At 64.5% G+C, this 13,297-nt stretch carries 14 protein-coding genes; 7 read left to right on the forward strand and 7 right to left on the reverse strand.

The features are described 5' to 3' along the window. Positions 1–52: 52 nt before the first annotated feature. The 4 genes from RA21_RS00880 to RA21_RS00895 form a co-directional block, all read right to left on the reverse strand. Positions 53–436, reverse strand: coding sequence for a VOC family protein (locus RA21_RS00880; RefSeq protein WP_039145548.1), 384 nt, complete (start codon positions 434–436; stop codon positions 53–55). Then, complete coding sequence (locus RA21_RS00885; protein ID WP_039145549.1) at positions 436–1,260, reverse strand: arginyltransferase; 825 nt, start codon at positions 1,258–1,260, stop codon at positions 436–438. The genes RA21_RS00880 and RA21_RS00885 overlap by 1 nt, the downstream gene beginning before the upstream one ends. A 130-nt stretch (positions 1,261–1,390) precedes the next feature. After that, complete coding sequence (locus RA21_RS00890; RefSeq protein ID WP_019296765.1) at positions 1,391–1,822, reverse strand: RDD family protein; 432 nt, start codon at positions 1,820–1,822, stop codon at positions 1,391–1,393. Between the two features lie 76 nt (positions 1,823–1,898). Beyond that, positions 1,899–2,354, reverse strand: coding sequence for a DUF2852 domain-containing protein (locus RA21_RS00895; RefSeq protein WP_039145551.1), 456 nt, complete (start codon positions 2,352–2,354; stop codon positions 1,899–1,901). Positions 2,355–2,830: 476 nt separating this feature from the next. Between RA21_RS00895 and RA21_RS00900 the strand changes: the two genes are divergently transcribed. Together RA21_RS00900 and RA21_RS00905 are read left to right on the forward strand one after the other, a co-directional pair. After that, the gene (locus RA21_RS00900) at positions 2,831–5,638 is read left to right on the forward strand and encodes a [protein-PII] uridylyltransferase family protein (RefSeq protein ID WP_039145553.1); all 2,808 of its coding nucleotides are present in this window, start codon (positions 2,831–2,833) and stop codon (positions 5,636–5,638) included. Beyond that, positions 5,619–5,891 (forward strand): hypothetical protein, encoded by a 273-nt coding sequence (locus RA21_RS00905; RefSeq protein ID WP_039145555.1) that lies wholly within the window; start codon positions 5,619–5,621, stop codon positions 5,889–5,891. The genes RA21_RS00900 and RA21_RS00905 overlap by 20 nt, the downstream gene beginning before the upstream one ends. A gap of 9 nt (positions 5,892–5,900) precedes the next feature. Here the strand turns inward: RA21_RS00905 and RA21_RS00910 are convergent, their stop codons facing one another. Continuing rightward, on the reverse strand, positions 5,901–7,034 hold the full coding sequence (locus tag RA21_RS00910; protein ID WP_039145556.1) for a glycoside hydrolase: 1,134 nt from the start codon (positions 7,032–7,034) through the stop codon (positions 5,901–5,903). Positions 7,035–7,279: 245 nt separating this feature from the next. On the opposite strand from RA21_RS00910, the gene RA21_RS00915 reads away from it, so the two are divergent. The 4 genes from RA21_RS00915 (at position 7,280) to RA21_RS00930 (ending at position 10,397) form a co-directional block, all read left to right on the forward strand. Further along, positions 7,280–7,948 (forward strand): DUF6778 family protein, encoded by a 669-nt coding sequence (locus RA21_RS00915; protein ID WP_039145557.1) that lies wholly within the window; start codon positions 7,280–7,282, stop codon positions 7,946–7,948. Positions 7,949–8,031: 83 nt separating this feature from the next. Beyond that, positions 8,032–9,246 (forward strand): RSP_2647 family RNA methyltransferase, encoded by a 1,215-nt coding sequence (locus RA21_RS00920; RefSeq protein ID WP_039145558.1) that lies wholly within the window; start codon positions 8,032–8,034, stop codon positions 9,244–9,246. A gap of 6 nt (positions 9,247–9,252) precedes the next feature. Further along, positions 9,253–9,795: an RSP_2648 family PIN domain-containing protein gene (locus tag RA21_RS00925; protein WP_039145560.1), complete on the forward strand. Its 543-nt coding sequence runs from the start codon at positions 9,253–9,255 to the stop codon at positions 9,793–9,795. Between the two features lie 188 nt (positions 9,796–9,983). Continuing rightward, positions 9,984–10,397 carry a hypothetical protein gene (locus RA21_RS00930; protein ID WP_019296757.1) on the forward strand — a complete coding sequence of 138 codons (414 nt, stop codon included), beginning with the start codon at positions 9,984–9,986 and terminating at the stop codon, positions 10,395–10,397. A 68-nt stretch (positions 10,398–10,465) separates the two neighbouring features. Here the strand turns inward: RA21_RS00930 and RA21_RS00935 are convergent, their stop codons facing one another. Beyond that, the gene (locus RA21_RS00935; RefSeq protein ID WP_039145561.1) at positions 10,466–11,152 is read right to left on the reverse strand and encodes a M48 family metallopeptidase; all 687 of its coding nucleotides are present in this window, start codon (positions 11,150–11,152) and stop codon (positions 10,466–10,468) included. 57 nt (positions 11,153–11,209) lie between these two features. Beyond that, a complete protein-coding gene (locus RA21_RS00940; RefSeq protein WP_039145562.1) occupies positions 11,210–12,172 on the reverse strand; it encodes a sodium-dependent bicarbonate transport family permease in 963 nt (320 codons plus the stop codon). A gap of 94 nt (positions 12,173–12,266) precedes the next feature. On the opposite strand from RA21_RS00940, the gene RA21_RS00945 reads away from it, so the two are divergent. After that, positions 12,267–13,211, forward strand: a complete 945-nt coding sequence (locus tag RA21_RS00945) for a LysR substrate-binding domain-containing protein (protein ID WP_039145563.1) — start codon at positions 12,267–12,269, stop codon at positions 13,209–13,211. Positions 13,212–13,297 lie beyond the last annotated feature (86 nt).

Genomic DNA, 13,297 nt, shown 5'->3' on the forward strand with positions numbered 1-13,297 from the left:
CATTCACCCCGGAGTATTTGCGGAAAGATGAAAAAGGAGGCAGCACGGGGCCTCAGGAGAACTGGATCAGGTCCCAGCGGTTGCCGAAGGGATCGCGCCACACGGCGACGGTGCCATAGGGCTCATGCCGCGGCTCTTCCTCGAAGATCACCCCCTTGGCCAGCATCGCGGCATGGTCGCGGGCAAAATCATCCGTCGCCAGGAACAGCCCGACGCGGCCGCCGAACTGGTTGCCGATCACGGCCTCCTGCTCAGCCCCTTCAGCGCGGGCCAAAATCAGGCTTCCCTGTTCGGCCCCAGGCGGCAGGATGCGGACCCAGCGCTTGCGGCCCTGGTCAATATCCTCTGCCAGCTGCCAGCCCAGCTGGGTGCAGTAAAAGGCGATGGCGGCGTCGTAATCCGCCACCACCAGCGAAACGGCATGGAGGAATTGCATCAGCGTTTCTTGTGAATCGGCTGTTCAGGCAGCTGGATATTTGCAACCTGCTCGGCAATCGGATCGGTCGACAGCGGGTGGCTGGCCGTCTCGAACTGCGTCGGGTCACTCATCTTTTTCCATTCGCTCTGGTGATAGATCTCCAGACCGGAGAACTTGGCCTTGTAGCCCATCTTCTGGCTGCCGGGCACCCAGTAGCCCAAGTACACATAGGGCAGCCCCGCCTCCTGCGCGATCTTGATGTGATCCAGGATCATGAAGGTGCCGAGCGAGTCCTGAGGCCGGTCCGGGGCGTAGAAGGAATAGACCATGCTCAGCCCGTCCTCCAGCACATCGGTCAGCGACACCGCGGTCAGTTCGCTGCTGCCGGGTGCCGCATATTCCACCACCCGGCTGCGCACCGGGGTTTCCTCGATCATTGCGGCGTACTCAAAGACGTCCATATCAGCCATGCCGCCATCGGCGTGGCGGCTGTCAAGATAGCTGCGGAACAGGGCAAACTGATCCTCGGTCGCCCAGGGTGAGGTGGCGCGCCGTTCAAGATGCGCATTGCGCTTCAGGGTGCGCTTCTGGCTGCGGCTGGGGCTGAAGGCTGCAACGTCGATCCGGGCCGACAGGCAGGCCGAGCATTCCGAACAGGACGGCCGGTACAGCACATTCTGCGAGCGGCGGAACCCTTGCTGGCTGAGGCTGTTGTTCAGTTGATCCACCCCGTCGCCCTGCAGCGCGGTGAACAGCTTGCGCTCCATCCGGCCCTCCAGATAGGGGCAGGGCTGCGGCGCAGTCACATAGAACTGCGGGGCAATCGGAAGAGTATGGCGCATCGGAACCCGTCAGCAGTTTCGCGGAACAGGCGGAACAGATCGCCTGCGGTCCCAAGGATGATAGCAACGCGGTTCCGGTGCGCCAAGCGGTCTTGTGGAAAATGGTTTAACGCTGTCTTGCCGGTTTCATTCAAACCCGACGGTTCAGCATCACGGTGCCGAGGAAATGGTCGGTCAGGCCTTGGCCGCGCGTGGAGGTCAGCATCAGGATCACCGAGATCACCTGCAGCACCGGCAGCGCCAGCGACAGAGTGTAGCCCGCGGTGTGCAGCGCAGCCATGCCGCTGTCCATGCGGCGGCCTTCGCCGTCGCGCAGCTCGATACCCGCAAAACGCATGCCCCAGGTGGCGGACCCGTTGGCGATGGTCACGGTGCGGTAGGCAAAACCAACGGCCAGATACAGAAGCGGCCAGATGAAAAGCCCGGTGAAGGCGGTCAGCACCACGGCACCGGCGCTGAGTGCAAAAATCAGGATGCTGTCGACGATCCAGGCGATCAGCCGCTTGGCGGGAACAGACGCATAGAATTCTGCCTGGTAGTCAGGATCGGGCAGGGCGGTCATACATGGGTCCTTTGCTGAATGGTCACTAGGAAGCCCCGCCCAGACGGGTGGGCGGGGCAGCCGGAGGGGGCTTGGATCAGTGGCGCTTGGGCTCGCCCCGTTCTTCATCCTCGTCCTCCAGGTCCTCGCTGGCGGCGGTGCGGGCGCGTTCGTCCATGAATTCGTCGAACTCTGCCTTGTCCTTGGCTTCGCGCAAGCGCTGCAGGAAGGCCTCAAAATCATGCTGTTCCTGTTCCAGGCGGCGCAGCGTGTCGGCCTTGTAGGCGTCAAAAGCGCTGTTGCCGGAGGGTTTCATCGCCGAGTAGCCATGGCGGGCCCAGGATTTGCGGTGGCGGCAGGAGGATTTGCTGAACATGCGTTTGCTCCAGATCATGTAGAAGAGAAGGGCCAGGCCAACCGGCCAGAAAAACACGAAACCCAGGACCATGGCGGCGATCCAGGCGCCTTTGCCCTTGCTGTCCAGCCAGGCTTCGCTGCGGGAAAACCAGCCCTGTACCGGGGCGGCAGGGGCGGTCGGGGTGAAACTCGTCATCGGGGTCCTCCAGGTTTCGGTGAATGTAAATCCCTTTCACATGATTGCATATCGGAAGCCGCCAGCGGGCTTTCAAGCCCTCATGTAAATCTTTTTCACATTTTTTCGGAGGCAGAAGGCAGAGACCTGCAATTGCTACAGTGAAGAGGGGCACGACCTGGCCGCGCGCGCAAACATTGTTGGGGAAGATGCGCGGTTACACTCCGGTTGCGATACCAGGTCAAGGGAAACTGCGCCTAAGAAACTGCTGCTGGCGGAACCTGTCCAAAAACCGTCAGACCAATCCGGGCATCCCCAGGGAACAAAACACTCTTTACTTCGAAACGGCTCCGCAACGGGAGCATAACCGTAACGTTAACATTACTTTAAAATTCGATTTTAACCTATTCGGGTATTCCTGACCCAAGGTAAACCTATGCGGCAGCGCGGCAATTCACCCATTGACGGCATCCTGCCTGCGGAACAGTGTCGTTTCCATGACGACTGAGCTGACGATTTCCCGCATCCCCCGCCCTTACGATCCGGAGCTTGGCGCCGAGGCGCGCGCGCTGGTACCCGCGCTTTCAGGCGATTTGGCAGACCTGGTGGCCGGGGCCTGCGGGTCCAGCCCGTACCTGAAGGAGCTGACGGACCGGGAGGCAGGCTGGCTGCCTCAGGCGCTGCACGATCCGGAAGCCGCAGTACAGCAGGTTTTTGCGGATTGCCGCGCGCTGGAAGCTGCGCAGCTGAAACCGGGGCTGCGCCAGGCCAAGCGGCGGCTGGCGCTGCTGACTGCGCTTTGCGACCTCTCGGGCGGCTGGAGCCTCGAGCAGGTAACCGGGGCGCTCACCGATTTCGGGGCGCTGTGTGCAGACGTTGCGATCAAGGCGGAGATTGCCAATCTGATCCGCCGCAAGAAGCTGCCCGGCCTCACGCAGGACGACGTGGAAACCGCCGGCGGCATGAGTATCCTGGCCATGGGCAAGATGGGCGCGCATGAGCTGAACTACAGCTCCGACATCGACCTCATCTGCCTGTTCGACGAAACCCGCTTCGACCCGGATGATTTCTACGAGGCGCGCCAGGGCATGGTGCGCGCGACTAAGAACATGTGCGCCGCGCTCAGCGACCGCACGGGTGATGGCTATGTGTTCCGCACCGACCTGCGGCTGCGCCCGGACCCGGCGGTGACCCCCGTGTGCCTGGCGATGGAGGCGGCGGAACGCTATTACGAAAGCCTGGGCCGCACCTGGGAGCGCGCCGCCTATATCAAGGCGCGCCCCTGCGCAGGCGACATCGCCGCGGGGGAACGCTTCCTGAACACTCTGCGCCCCTTCGTCTGGCGGCGGCATCTGGATTTTGCCGCGATCCAGGACGCCCATGACATCCGCCTGCGCATCCGCGAGAACAAGGGCACCGGCGGCGCCCTGAACGTTCCGGGCCACGACATGAAGCTGGGCCGCGGCGGCATCCGCGAGATCGAGTTCTTTACCCAGACACGCCAGCTGATCGCTGGCGGGCGTGACGAAGACCTGCGCCTGCGCGGCACCGTCGAAGGTCTGGCGGCGCTGGCCGGCAAGGGCTGGGTGCCGCCGGAAGTGGCTGAGACCCTGACGGCCCACTACCGTGCCCACCGCGAGGTGGAGCACCGCATTCAGATGGTGCACGACGCCCAGACCCACCGGATGCCCAAGTCCGAAGACGGGATCGCCCGCATCGCCTGCCTGATGGACCTGGACCCGGCACAATTGCAGGCGGAGATCAGGACCCGCCTGGAGGAGGTGCATGAGCTGACCGAGGGGTTCTTCTCTCCCGGCGCGGCGCCGCGGCCTGTGGCCCTGCCAGAGGACACTGCCGAACTGGACGGCGCCGTCATCGCCCGCTGGCCCACCTATCCGGCGCTGCGCTCCTCGCGCGGCGCGCGTATTTTCGAAAGCCTGAAGCCGGAACTTCTGGCCCGGGTGGCCAAGACCGCCAAACCGGCGGAAACCCTGCTGGCACTGGACGGCTTCCTGGCCGGACTGCCCGCGGGGGTGCAACTGTTCTCGCTGTTTGGCGCCAATCCGCAGCTGATCGATCTGCTGATCGATATCGCCGGTACCTCAAGCGATCTGGCCGCTTTCCTGTCCCGCAACTCCGGCGTTTTTGACGCGGTGATCGGCGGCTCCTTCTTTGATCCCTGGCCGGGAGCGACGACGCTGCGGGCGGAGCTGAGGACGCGGCTGCAGCAGGAAGACGACTATGAGGCGCGGCTCGACGCCACCCGGCGCTGGTGCAAGGAGTGGCATTTCCGCATTGGCGTGCATCATCTGCGCGGATTGATCGACGGCCATCAGGCCGGCGCCCAGTATGCAGAACTGGCAGAGGTGGTGATTGCAGGCATTGCGCCGGAAGTGCTTGCGCATTTCTCGAAAAAGCACGGTCCCCAGCCGGGCCGCGGTGCTGCCGTTCTGGCGATGGGCTCGATGGGGGCAGGGCAGATCAATTCGCAGTCCGACCTCGACCTGATCGTGATCTACGATCCCCAGGGCGTGGAAATGTCCGACGGCAAGCGCCCGCTGGCCACGCGACCCTATTTCGCGCGCCTCACGCAGGCCTTTGTCACCGCGCTGTCGGCACCGATGGCGCAGGGCCGCCTTTACGAGGTCGACATGCGCCTGCGTCCGTCGGGCACCCAGGGCCCCGTCGCGGTCAGCTTTGCAAGCTTCACTCAGTATCAGCAGAACGAAGCCTGGGTGTGGGAGCATCTGGCCCTGACCCGCGCCCGCACCATCGCAGGCGACCGCACCCTGACCACCGAAATAGAGGACTTCCGCACAAGCTTCCTGTCGGAACCGCGCGACAGCGGCAAGGTCCTGCGCGAAGTGGCGCAGATGCGCGAACGCCTCGCTGCGGCCAAGACTCCCGCTGGCGTCTGGGACGCCAAGAACGGGCCGGGGCGGATGATGGATATCGAATTGCTGTCACAGGCCGGCACGCTCACCTCCGCCTCCGCTGCCCGCGATGTGGCCTCCGGTCTTCGCGGCGCTGTCGCTGCCGGATGGCTGAATGACGCGGATGCAGAATACCTTGCTGATGGTTACCGTCTATTCTGGGCCGTGCAATGCGCAGCGCGGCTGCTCTCCGGCAAGGCCATTGATGCCGAAACCATGGGGGAGGGCGGGGCGCAGTTCCTCTGCCGCACCACCGGATTTGACCATCTGGAGGCGCTGGAACAGGAACTGCAAGACCGCTACAGCCGCTGCGCTGCGCTGATTGGCGAAACCTTGGAAAGGGAAGCGGCGGATGAAGAAGGGCAGCACTGAACAGGACCCGCGCGGTCTGATCTACGAGGCCTACCGGATCGAGGGCATCAGCGATTCCCAATGCCGCAGCATCTTCTTTGACTGGGCGCTGGGCATGGACGCTGCCCGCGACAGCCGCACGGATATTCAGGCGCTGCTGGATCTCTATGGCAATGCGCATCCGGAGCATCCAATGACCGCGGTGCTGCGCGACGGGCTGAAAGGTGCGGAAAAACCGCGCCGCCGCGGCGGCTGGCGCTCGCGCGAGCGCTAGGGCAGACGGCTACCAGAGGCTCAGTGTCTCAACAGACAGAATCGTGGGCAGGTGCCGGGCGATTTCCGACCAGCTTTCGCCCTCGTCAAAACTGGCAAAGACTGAGCCCGAGTTGGTTCCGAAATAGACGCCCGCCGCTGCATCGGTCGCCATCGCCTGGCGCAGCACGGTAAAGAAACACGCGCCCTGCGGCAGCCCGTCACGTTTGGCCTTCCAGGTCTCGCCGCCATCGGTGGACTTCCAAACCGCCGCCGAGGCATCCGGCGGAAACCGCCCGGCGGCATCACCGTTCAGCGGCAGCACCCAGATGGTATCCGGATCCTGCGGATGCACCGCAATGGGAAAACCGAAGGTGGAGGGCAGACCGGCGGTGATATCGCTCCAGGTGCGGCCGCCATCGGTGCTGCGGTAGGTTCCATGATGGTTCTGCTGATAGAGCAGATCGCCCGGGCCGCGCTGCATATTGTGCACGCAATGGCCGGTCTCGCCGTTGCGCGGTGCTGCCGGGTGATGATGCTCCGTGCAGAGCGTGTCGTTGGACAGGCGGTTGCGCCGCTCCCAGCTGTTGCCGCCATCCTCCGTGGCAAAGACCCCGGCGGCTGAGATGCCAAGCCACAGCTTGTCCGCATGGCCCGGATCGCTCAGCAATGTGTGCAGAACCAGCCCCGCCGCACCGGGGTTCCAGCTCTCGCGCGACGGATGGCCGTCGAGCGCCGCATTCCTTTCCCACGTTTTGCCGCCATCCCTGCTGGATAGAAGCGTGGCCGGATTGGTGCCTGCGTATAAAACCCCATGGGCGTGGTGCAGCGACCACACGGCCTTGAGATCCTCAAAAGGCACCTCCACTGGCTCCCAATTGAAAAACGCCGCTGTTTCCGGGTCCGAGGCCGCCCACTCATCAATCTGGCCATTGGACAGTTTGCTCAGCTCCCAGGCCTCGCCATCTGCAGAGCGCCAGACCCCGGCACCGGGCCAGTCGCCGCCGCCGCCCGCCCACACCATGCCGCTGTCCGGATCACCGATCACATGATTGATGCACCAGCCGTCGCAGTGCGGGCCGGAGACGCTCCAGCCCTTGCCGTCCGGTGTCAGAACAAAGGCGCCTTTTGTCGTGCCGAGAAGAAGTCTTGCAGATCGGGTCATGGTAGCCTCCGGCCCTCAAGCATACCACAGCTTCGGGCCGCACCGAACCGGCAGCAGCGGCTGGGCGCACATCGGGTTTCTGCCTTGCTGATGCCGACAGTAAACGGAGCGTCAATATTCGTTAATTTTTCGCTAAATTGGACGTAAATTGTCCCAATTCTGCCCGGATTGACCGGCACCTTGCCATTGACCCCGCCCCCCGGACCCTCACCCGGCGGCGGCTTTATACGGCAAGGAGCTGACCCATGAAGATCATTCGCAGTCTTGCACTTGGTGCCCTCGGGCTGGCGGTTTCGGCCTGTGCGCAGGTGGATCTGCCATCCCGGAACCTCCCGTTTGAGCCTATGCCCGACGCCGCTATCAGCGTGCCTGACGGGTATGAGACACTGCCGCAGGCGGACCCGGTTCCGGCTCTGCGCGTCAGCCGTGTTACCGTGTCGGTGCCGCGCAGTCTCAAGGTCTCGGAATCCAACAGCTATCTGCCCAAGGGCGACATCGTATGGCGCGAGGATCCTCATGGCGACCGCTACACACAGGTGCAGGCGATCGTGCAGGCCGCAATGGAACGCGGCACCGCCACCCTGAACGGCCCGATCGAGGCGCAACTCAGTGTCGAGGTGCAACGCTTCCACGCGCTGACGCAGAAGGCGCGCTACACCACTGGCGGCATTCACGCCATCACCTTCAAGATGCGGCTGACGGACCCGGCCACCGGCGCCCTGCTGCGGCCTGAAAAGGTGATCGAGGCTGACCTTAAGGCCTTTGGCGGCGCCCGCGCACTGGAAGCCATGGCGCGCGGCCAAACCCAGAAGGTCCGCATCACCGGCCATTTGTCCAACGTGATCCGCCAGGAGCTGATCAAACCCGGCAGCTACAAGAACCCCCGCCTGGGCCTGCTGCAGGCCCTGCAGTAACGCCGGCGCGACGAGCGAAAGTTCTGAGGAGAGGGGCCACGCGGCCCCTTTTCCTGTTCGGGGCTAAGGGATAAGAGAGCCCTATGACAGCCTCCCCTGATGCGCCCCAGCGCCCCCGCGTGAAAATGAAGCCCAAGTCCAACGCCCGCGCCATCCGGCACGGGTTTCCCTGGGTTTATGCCAATGAACTGGTGACCGACCGCCGCACCCGCAAGCTGGCTCCCGGCACCCTGGCGGTGCTGGAGGATGAGGCGCAGCGCCCGCTGGGGCTGGTCTCGGTCAATCCTGAAAGCAAGATCATCGCCCGGATGCTCGACCGCGACCCGGAGGCGGAAATTGACCAGGCGTGGTTCGCCGCTCGCCTCACCCGTGCGCTGGAGATGCGCCAACGGCTCTATGATGCGCCCTTCTACCGGCTGGTGCATGCCGAATCCGATGGCCTGCCCGGCGTGGTGATCGACCGCTTCGGCGCGGCTTGCGTGGTGCAGCCCAACGCCGCCTGGGCAGAAGCGCATCTGGATATGCTCACCGCTGCCCTCGCAGAAGTGACCGGCGCCGAAGTGATCCTGAAAAACGCCTCCGGCCGCACCCGCGGGCTGGAAGGTCTGGATGACGTGAACCAGACCCTGCTGGGCGAGGCTCCCGCAGCGCCGGTGCCTGTGCAGATGAATGGCGCCACCTATATGGCGGATCTCACCGGCGGCCAGAAAACCGGGCTGTTCTTCGACCAGCGCGAAAACCACGCCTTTGCCGCCCGCCTCACTGCGCCCGGCGCCAAGGTGCTGGATGTGTTTTCCCACGTCGGCGGCTTTGGCCTGGCGATGCTGGCAGGCGGGGCAGGGCAGGCCACTTGCGTCGACGGTTCCGCCGCCGCGCTGGAACTGGCCGCGCAGGGGGCCGAGGCCGGCGGTTTCAAGGACAAGTTCACTGCCCGCCAGGGCGATGCTTTCGACGTGCTGACGGCGCTGGGGCAGGAGGGCGAAACCTTCGACGTCGTCATCTGCGACCCGCCCGCTTTTGCACCCTCGAAACAGGCGCTGGAGGCCGGTCTGCGCGCCTATGAGCGCGTCGCTAAACTGGCAGCACCCTTGGTGAAACCCGGCGGCTACCTGGGCCTCTGTTCCTGCTCGCACGCCGCCGATCTCACCCGCTTCCGCAACGCCTCGGCCCGCGGCATCGGCAAGGGCGGCCGCCGGGCGGCGCTCATCCATACCGGATATGCAGGCCCCGACCACCCGCAATTGCCGCAGCTGGCCGAAAGCGGCTATCTGAAGGCCGTGTTCTTCCGGCTGGACTGACCCGCGGTGAAGCTGCTGCTGGATACCTGCGTGCTCTACCCGACGGTGATGCGGGAAATGCTGCTGGGCGCGGCGCGCCTTGGCCATTTCACCCCGCTCTGGTCGGCCCGCATCCTGGGTGAATGGGAACGCGCGGCGCTGAAACTTGGCCCGGAAGGCGCGGCGCAGGCTGCGGCAGAGATCGCCCTGGTCCGCGCGGGCTGGCCCAAGGCCGAAGTCCCCGCAGCGCCGGGCGTCGAGGCGCGCCTCTGGCTGCCCGACAGCGCCGACACCCATGTTCTGGCCGCTGCCATAGCAGGCCACGCCGACGCCATCGTCACGGTCAATAACAAGGACTTCCCGCGCCACACATTGGCAGAGGAAGGCCTGGACCGCCTCGGCCCGGACGAGCTGCTCTATGGCTTCTGGCTGCAGGACAGCTCAGGCATGGAGGCGCTGGGGGCAGAGGTTCTGGCCGAGGCCAACCGGCTGTCCGGCGGCAGCTGGGAGATCCGCCCGCTGCTGAAAAAAGCCCGCCTGCCGCGGCTGGCCAAGGCGCTGGCGCGGTAACAGAACCACAGCCTGCAAATTTGCACGGCATTCTTCCAGCTTTCCGCTTGGCCGCTGCTGCGGTTCCCGTTTATCAAACGGAAAAGCCTGTTATTTAAAACATTTTTCAGGGACCAGAAATGCCAGCCAAACCTTGCCGCACCGCACTGCCCCCCCGTTCTCCGTCCCGTGCCCTCTCCGGACTGGCCATGGCGGCGGTGCTTGGGCTGTCCGCCTGCGCCAAGACGCCGGTGCCTTCTGTCCCTGCTCAGCCGGGTAAGTCCATCTCCGAAGCGCATGAGGCCGTCCGCCAGTGCGCTCCCGTTGCCCCCAAGGGCGGTAAGAATGCGGTTACCGGCAGTTATGTGGCCGGCGTGCTGTTGGGCGGGCTGATTATCGGCCCGGTGATCGTCGCCTCGAACGAGGATCACATCCGCGCCAACGGCGCCCGGCGCGCGGTGGACAAATGCCTGGAGGCACAAGGCTATACCCGCCGGGAAATGACGCCGGAGGAAGCGGCCTTCCTGAACGCGCTCTATGGATATCAGCGGCAGATTTTCCTGGATCACCTGGTGGCAGGCGGCACGCTCGAAGGGTTCAAGCAGGAATACGACGTTCAGTAACGCCGTTTCATCTTTTCTGAAATACTCCGGGGAGTTTGAGGGGCCGGCCCCTCAAATCCGCTGCGGCCTCAGCCCTTGGCCCATTTGTCTTCCAACCGCTCCAGCGCCGCGATGCGCTCTTCGGTTTTGGGGTGGCTCATCAGCCAGGCAGGCGCCATGCCGGCGCGTTGCTGGGTCAGTTCCTCAAGCTTCGCAAACAGGCTTTTCTGGGGTGCCAGGCCAATGCCCGCCTTGGTCAGCAGCGCCGCGGCGTATTCATCGGCTTCATACTCATCCCCGCGCGACAGCCGTGCCGCCAGCAGCGATGTCAGCACCCCGGCAATCCACGGCCCGATAAAAGGGATGTAGCGGCCCAGGATCATCATCAGCGCAGTGCGCAGGGCGTTCTGGCCGGAGAAGTCGATCATCCGCTTCTTCGCGTGCCCCAGCGCCACATGGCCCAGCTCATGCGCAATGACGGATGCCATCTCCTCGGCGCTGACATCACCGTTCTGGTACTTGCGGTAGAACCCGCGGGTGATGAAGATCCGGCCGTCCGGTGCCGCCAGCCCGTTCACCGGGTCGACCTCGTAGATGTGCACCGGGATGCGGGCCACATTCAGAGCCGCCGCCAGCCGGTCGGTCAGCTGCTTGAGTTTCGGGTCGGCCAGTTCGGTTGAGCGCTGGTCCAGCTCGCGGTGGGTGCGCCAGATCGAAATCCGGTACATCACAAGGCCATAGGCAACGGCCAGCAGTATGGGCAACAAGCGCAGCATGCCTCAGATATGGGCCGGAACGGGCGGCAGCGCAAGGCGTGCCGCCCGCAGGAACACTTACGACGCCAGCCAGTAGTACAGCGGCAGCCCGACCGTAATGTTGAACGGGAAGGTCACCCCCAGCGACAGCGTCAGATAGATACCCGATTCCGCCTTGGGCAGGGCGATCTTCATCGCCGCAGGCACCGCGATGTATGAGGCCGAGGCCGCCAGCACCATCAAGAGGAACAGGCTGCCGCTGCCCAGTCCGACCACCCAGCCGGCAGCATAGGCCAGCAGCGCGCCAATGACCGGCATCGCCACACCAAAGACAAACAGCCCCGGCGACAGCATCTCCCGGTTCTTGATCAGGCTGCGGCCCGCCGACAGGCCCATGTCCAGCAGGAACAGGCACAGGATGCCGGTAAAGGGCGTAACGATGAAGGGGGCAATCAGTTCCATCCCCTTGCCGCCGGTGATCGCACCGATCGCAAAGGCACCCAAAAGCAGCACAACCGAGCCATTGGCCAGCAGCTCGCGCCAGAACCCTTCCGGCCGCTCGCCGTTGCTGCCGGTGCTATGTGCCAGCCACAGCGCCGACAGGATCGCAGGCACCTCCATCGCCGCGGCCACCGCCACCATGTAGCCGTCATAGACCACCCCGGTCAGCTCCAAGAGGCTGGTTGCGGTGACAAAGGTCACGATGGAGATCGAGCCGTAATGCCCGGCCACCGCCGCCGCGTTCAGCGGGTCGAGCCGGGTCAAGACCTTAAGCAGCGCAAAGGCAAGGAACGGCAGAAGGAACGACAGCGCCACCCCCGCCAGGATGGTGGCAAACAGATCCGGGCTCAGCCCGTGCTCGGCCAGGCTGGCGCCACCCTTGAAGCCGATCGCCAGCAGCAGGTAAAGCGACATGAACTTGGCTGCGCCTTCGGGGATCGACAGGTCGCTGCGGGCAAAGGCGGCAATCAGGCCAAGTGCAAAGAACAGGATCGTAGGTACCAGCAGACTGCTGGCCAGCGTTTCGAGGGCGGTGGGCATCTGTCTCTCCATTCCGTTTTTTGCCCTCATGAATTGCACTGCAGCATAGTTCCAATATATTGTTTCTAAGTTTCACATAGGATCAGGCTATATTATGCGCCCAACCCTGCGTCAGCTCGAGTACATTGTCGCCGTGGCCCGGCTCGGCCAGTTCGGCCTGGCCGCGGAGGCGCTGAACGTCAGCCAGCCCAGCCTTTCGGCGCAGATTTCCGCGGTGGAGGAGGATCTGGGCACCCGGCTGTTCAAACGCGGCCGCGCCGGCGCCCAGCCTACGGCGATGGGGGCAGAGGTGATCCGGCGGGCGCAGAGGATCCTGGGGGAGGTCGACGACCTGCGTGCGGCCGTCACCGGCGGCGTGCCGTTCGGCGGGCGGCTGCGGCTGGGGGTCTTGCCCTCGATCGGACCCTATCTGCTGCCCAGGGCGGTCAGCGCCATCCACCGCACCCAGCCCAGCCTGCGCGTCATCGTGCGCGAGGAAAACACCCGCGACCTGGAGCAGGGGCTGAAGGCGGGACGCTTCGACATGATCATTTCCACGCCAGAGGATCACCCCAACACCCACCAGGTGCGCCTGTTCAGCGAACGCCTATGGATCGCCGCAGCGCTGGACGATCCGCTGGCGGCAGAGAGCGGGCCTGTTGATGGCAAGTCCCTGCGGGGTCGCAATTTTCTGACCCTGGACAGCGGCCACCGGCTGTCGCGTATCGTTTATGCGCTGGCCTCCGGCTTCGGCGGGGTGGTGGCTGACGACTATGAGGGCACCAGCCTCGATTCAATCCGCCTGATGGCGGCCTCCGGCGCCGGCGTCGCGGTGCTGCCGGAGCTTTACACCCTGCGCCAGCCGAAAGGCCACAGCGAGGTGATCTTCCGCTCGCTTGCTGCCGAGGGCGCCAGCCGCGACATCGCGCTGTTGCAGCGGGCAGGGGAGGAAAGCCAGACCGGCACCGGGTTCGTCAGCGCCGCGCTTCTGGATGTGGCGCGCAGTTTCGGCCTCAGTACTGGCGCAGCGGAGCCTGACGCCAGCCCTGACATCCAGTGATAGCAGCCATGCAAAAACCGCACTCGCTGCACCGCCCCGCATCCAGTATGGGGTGCCTTCCCAAAGACACCAGATAACAACGGCTT

This window comes from Leisingera sp. ANG-DT (assembly GCF_000813785.1).
GTDB lineage: Bacteria > Pseudomonadota > Alphaproteobacteria > Rhodobacterales > Rhodobacteraceae > Leisingera.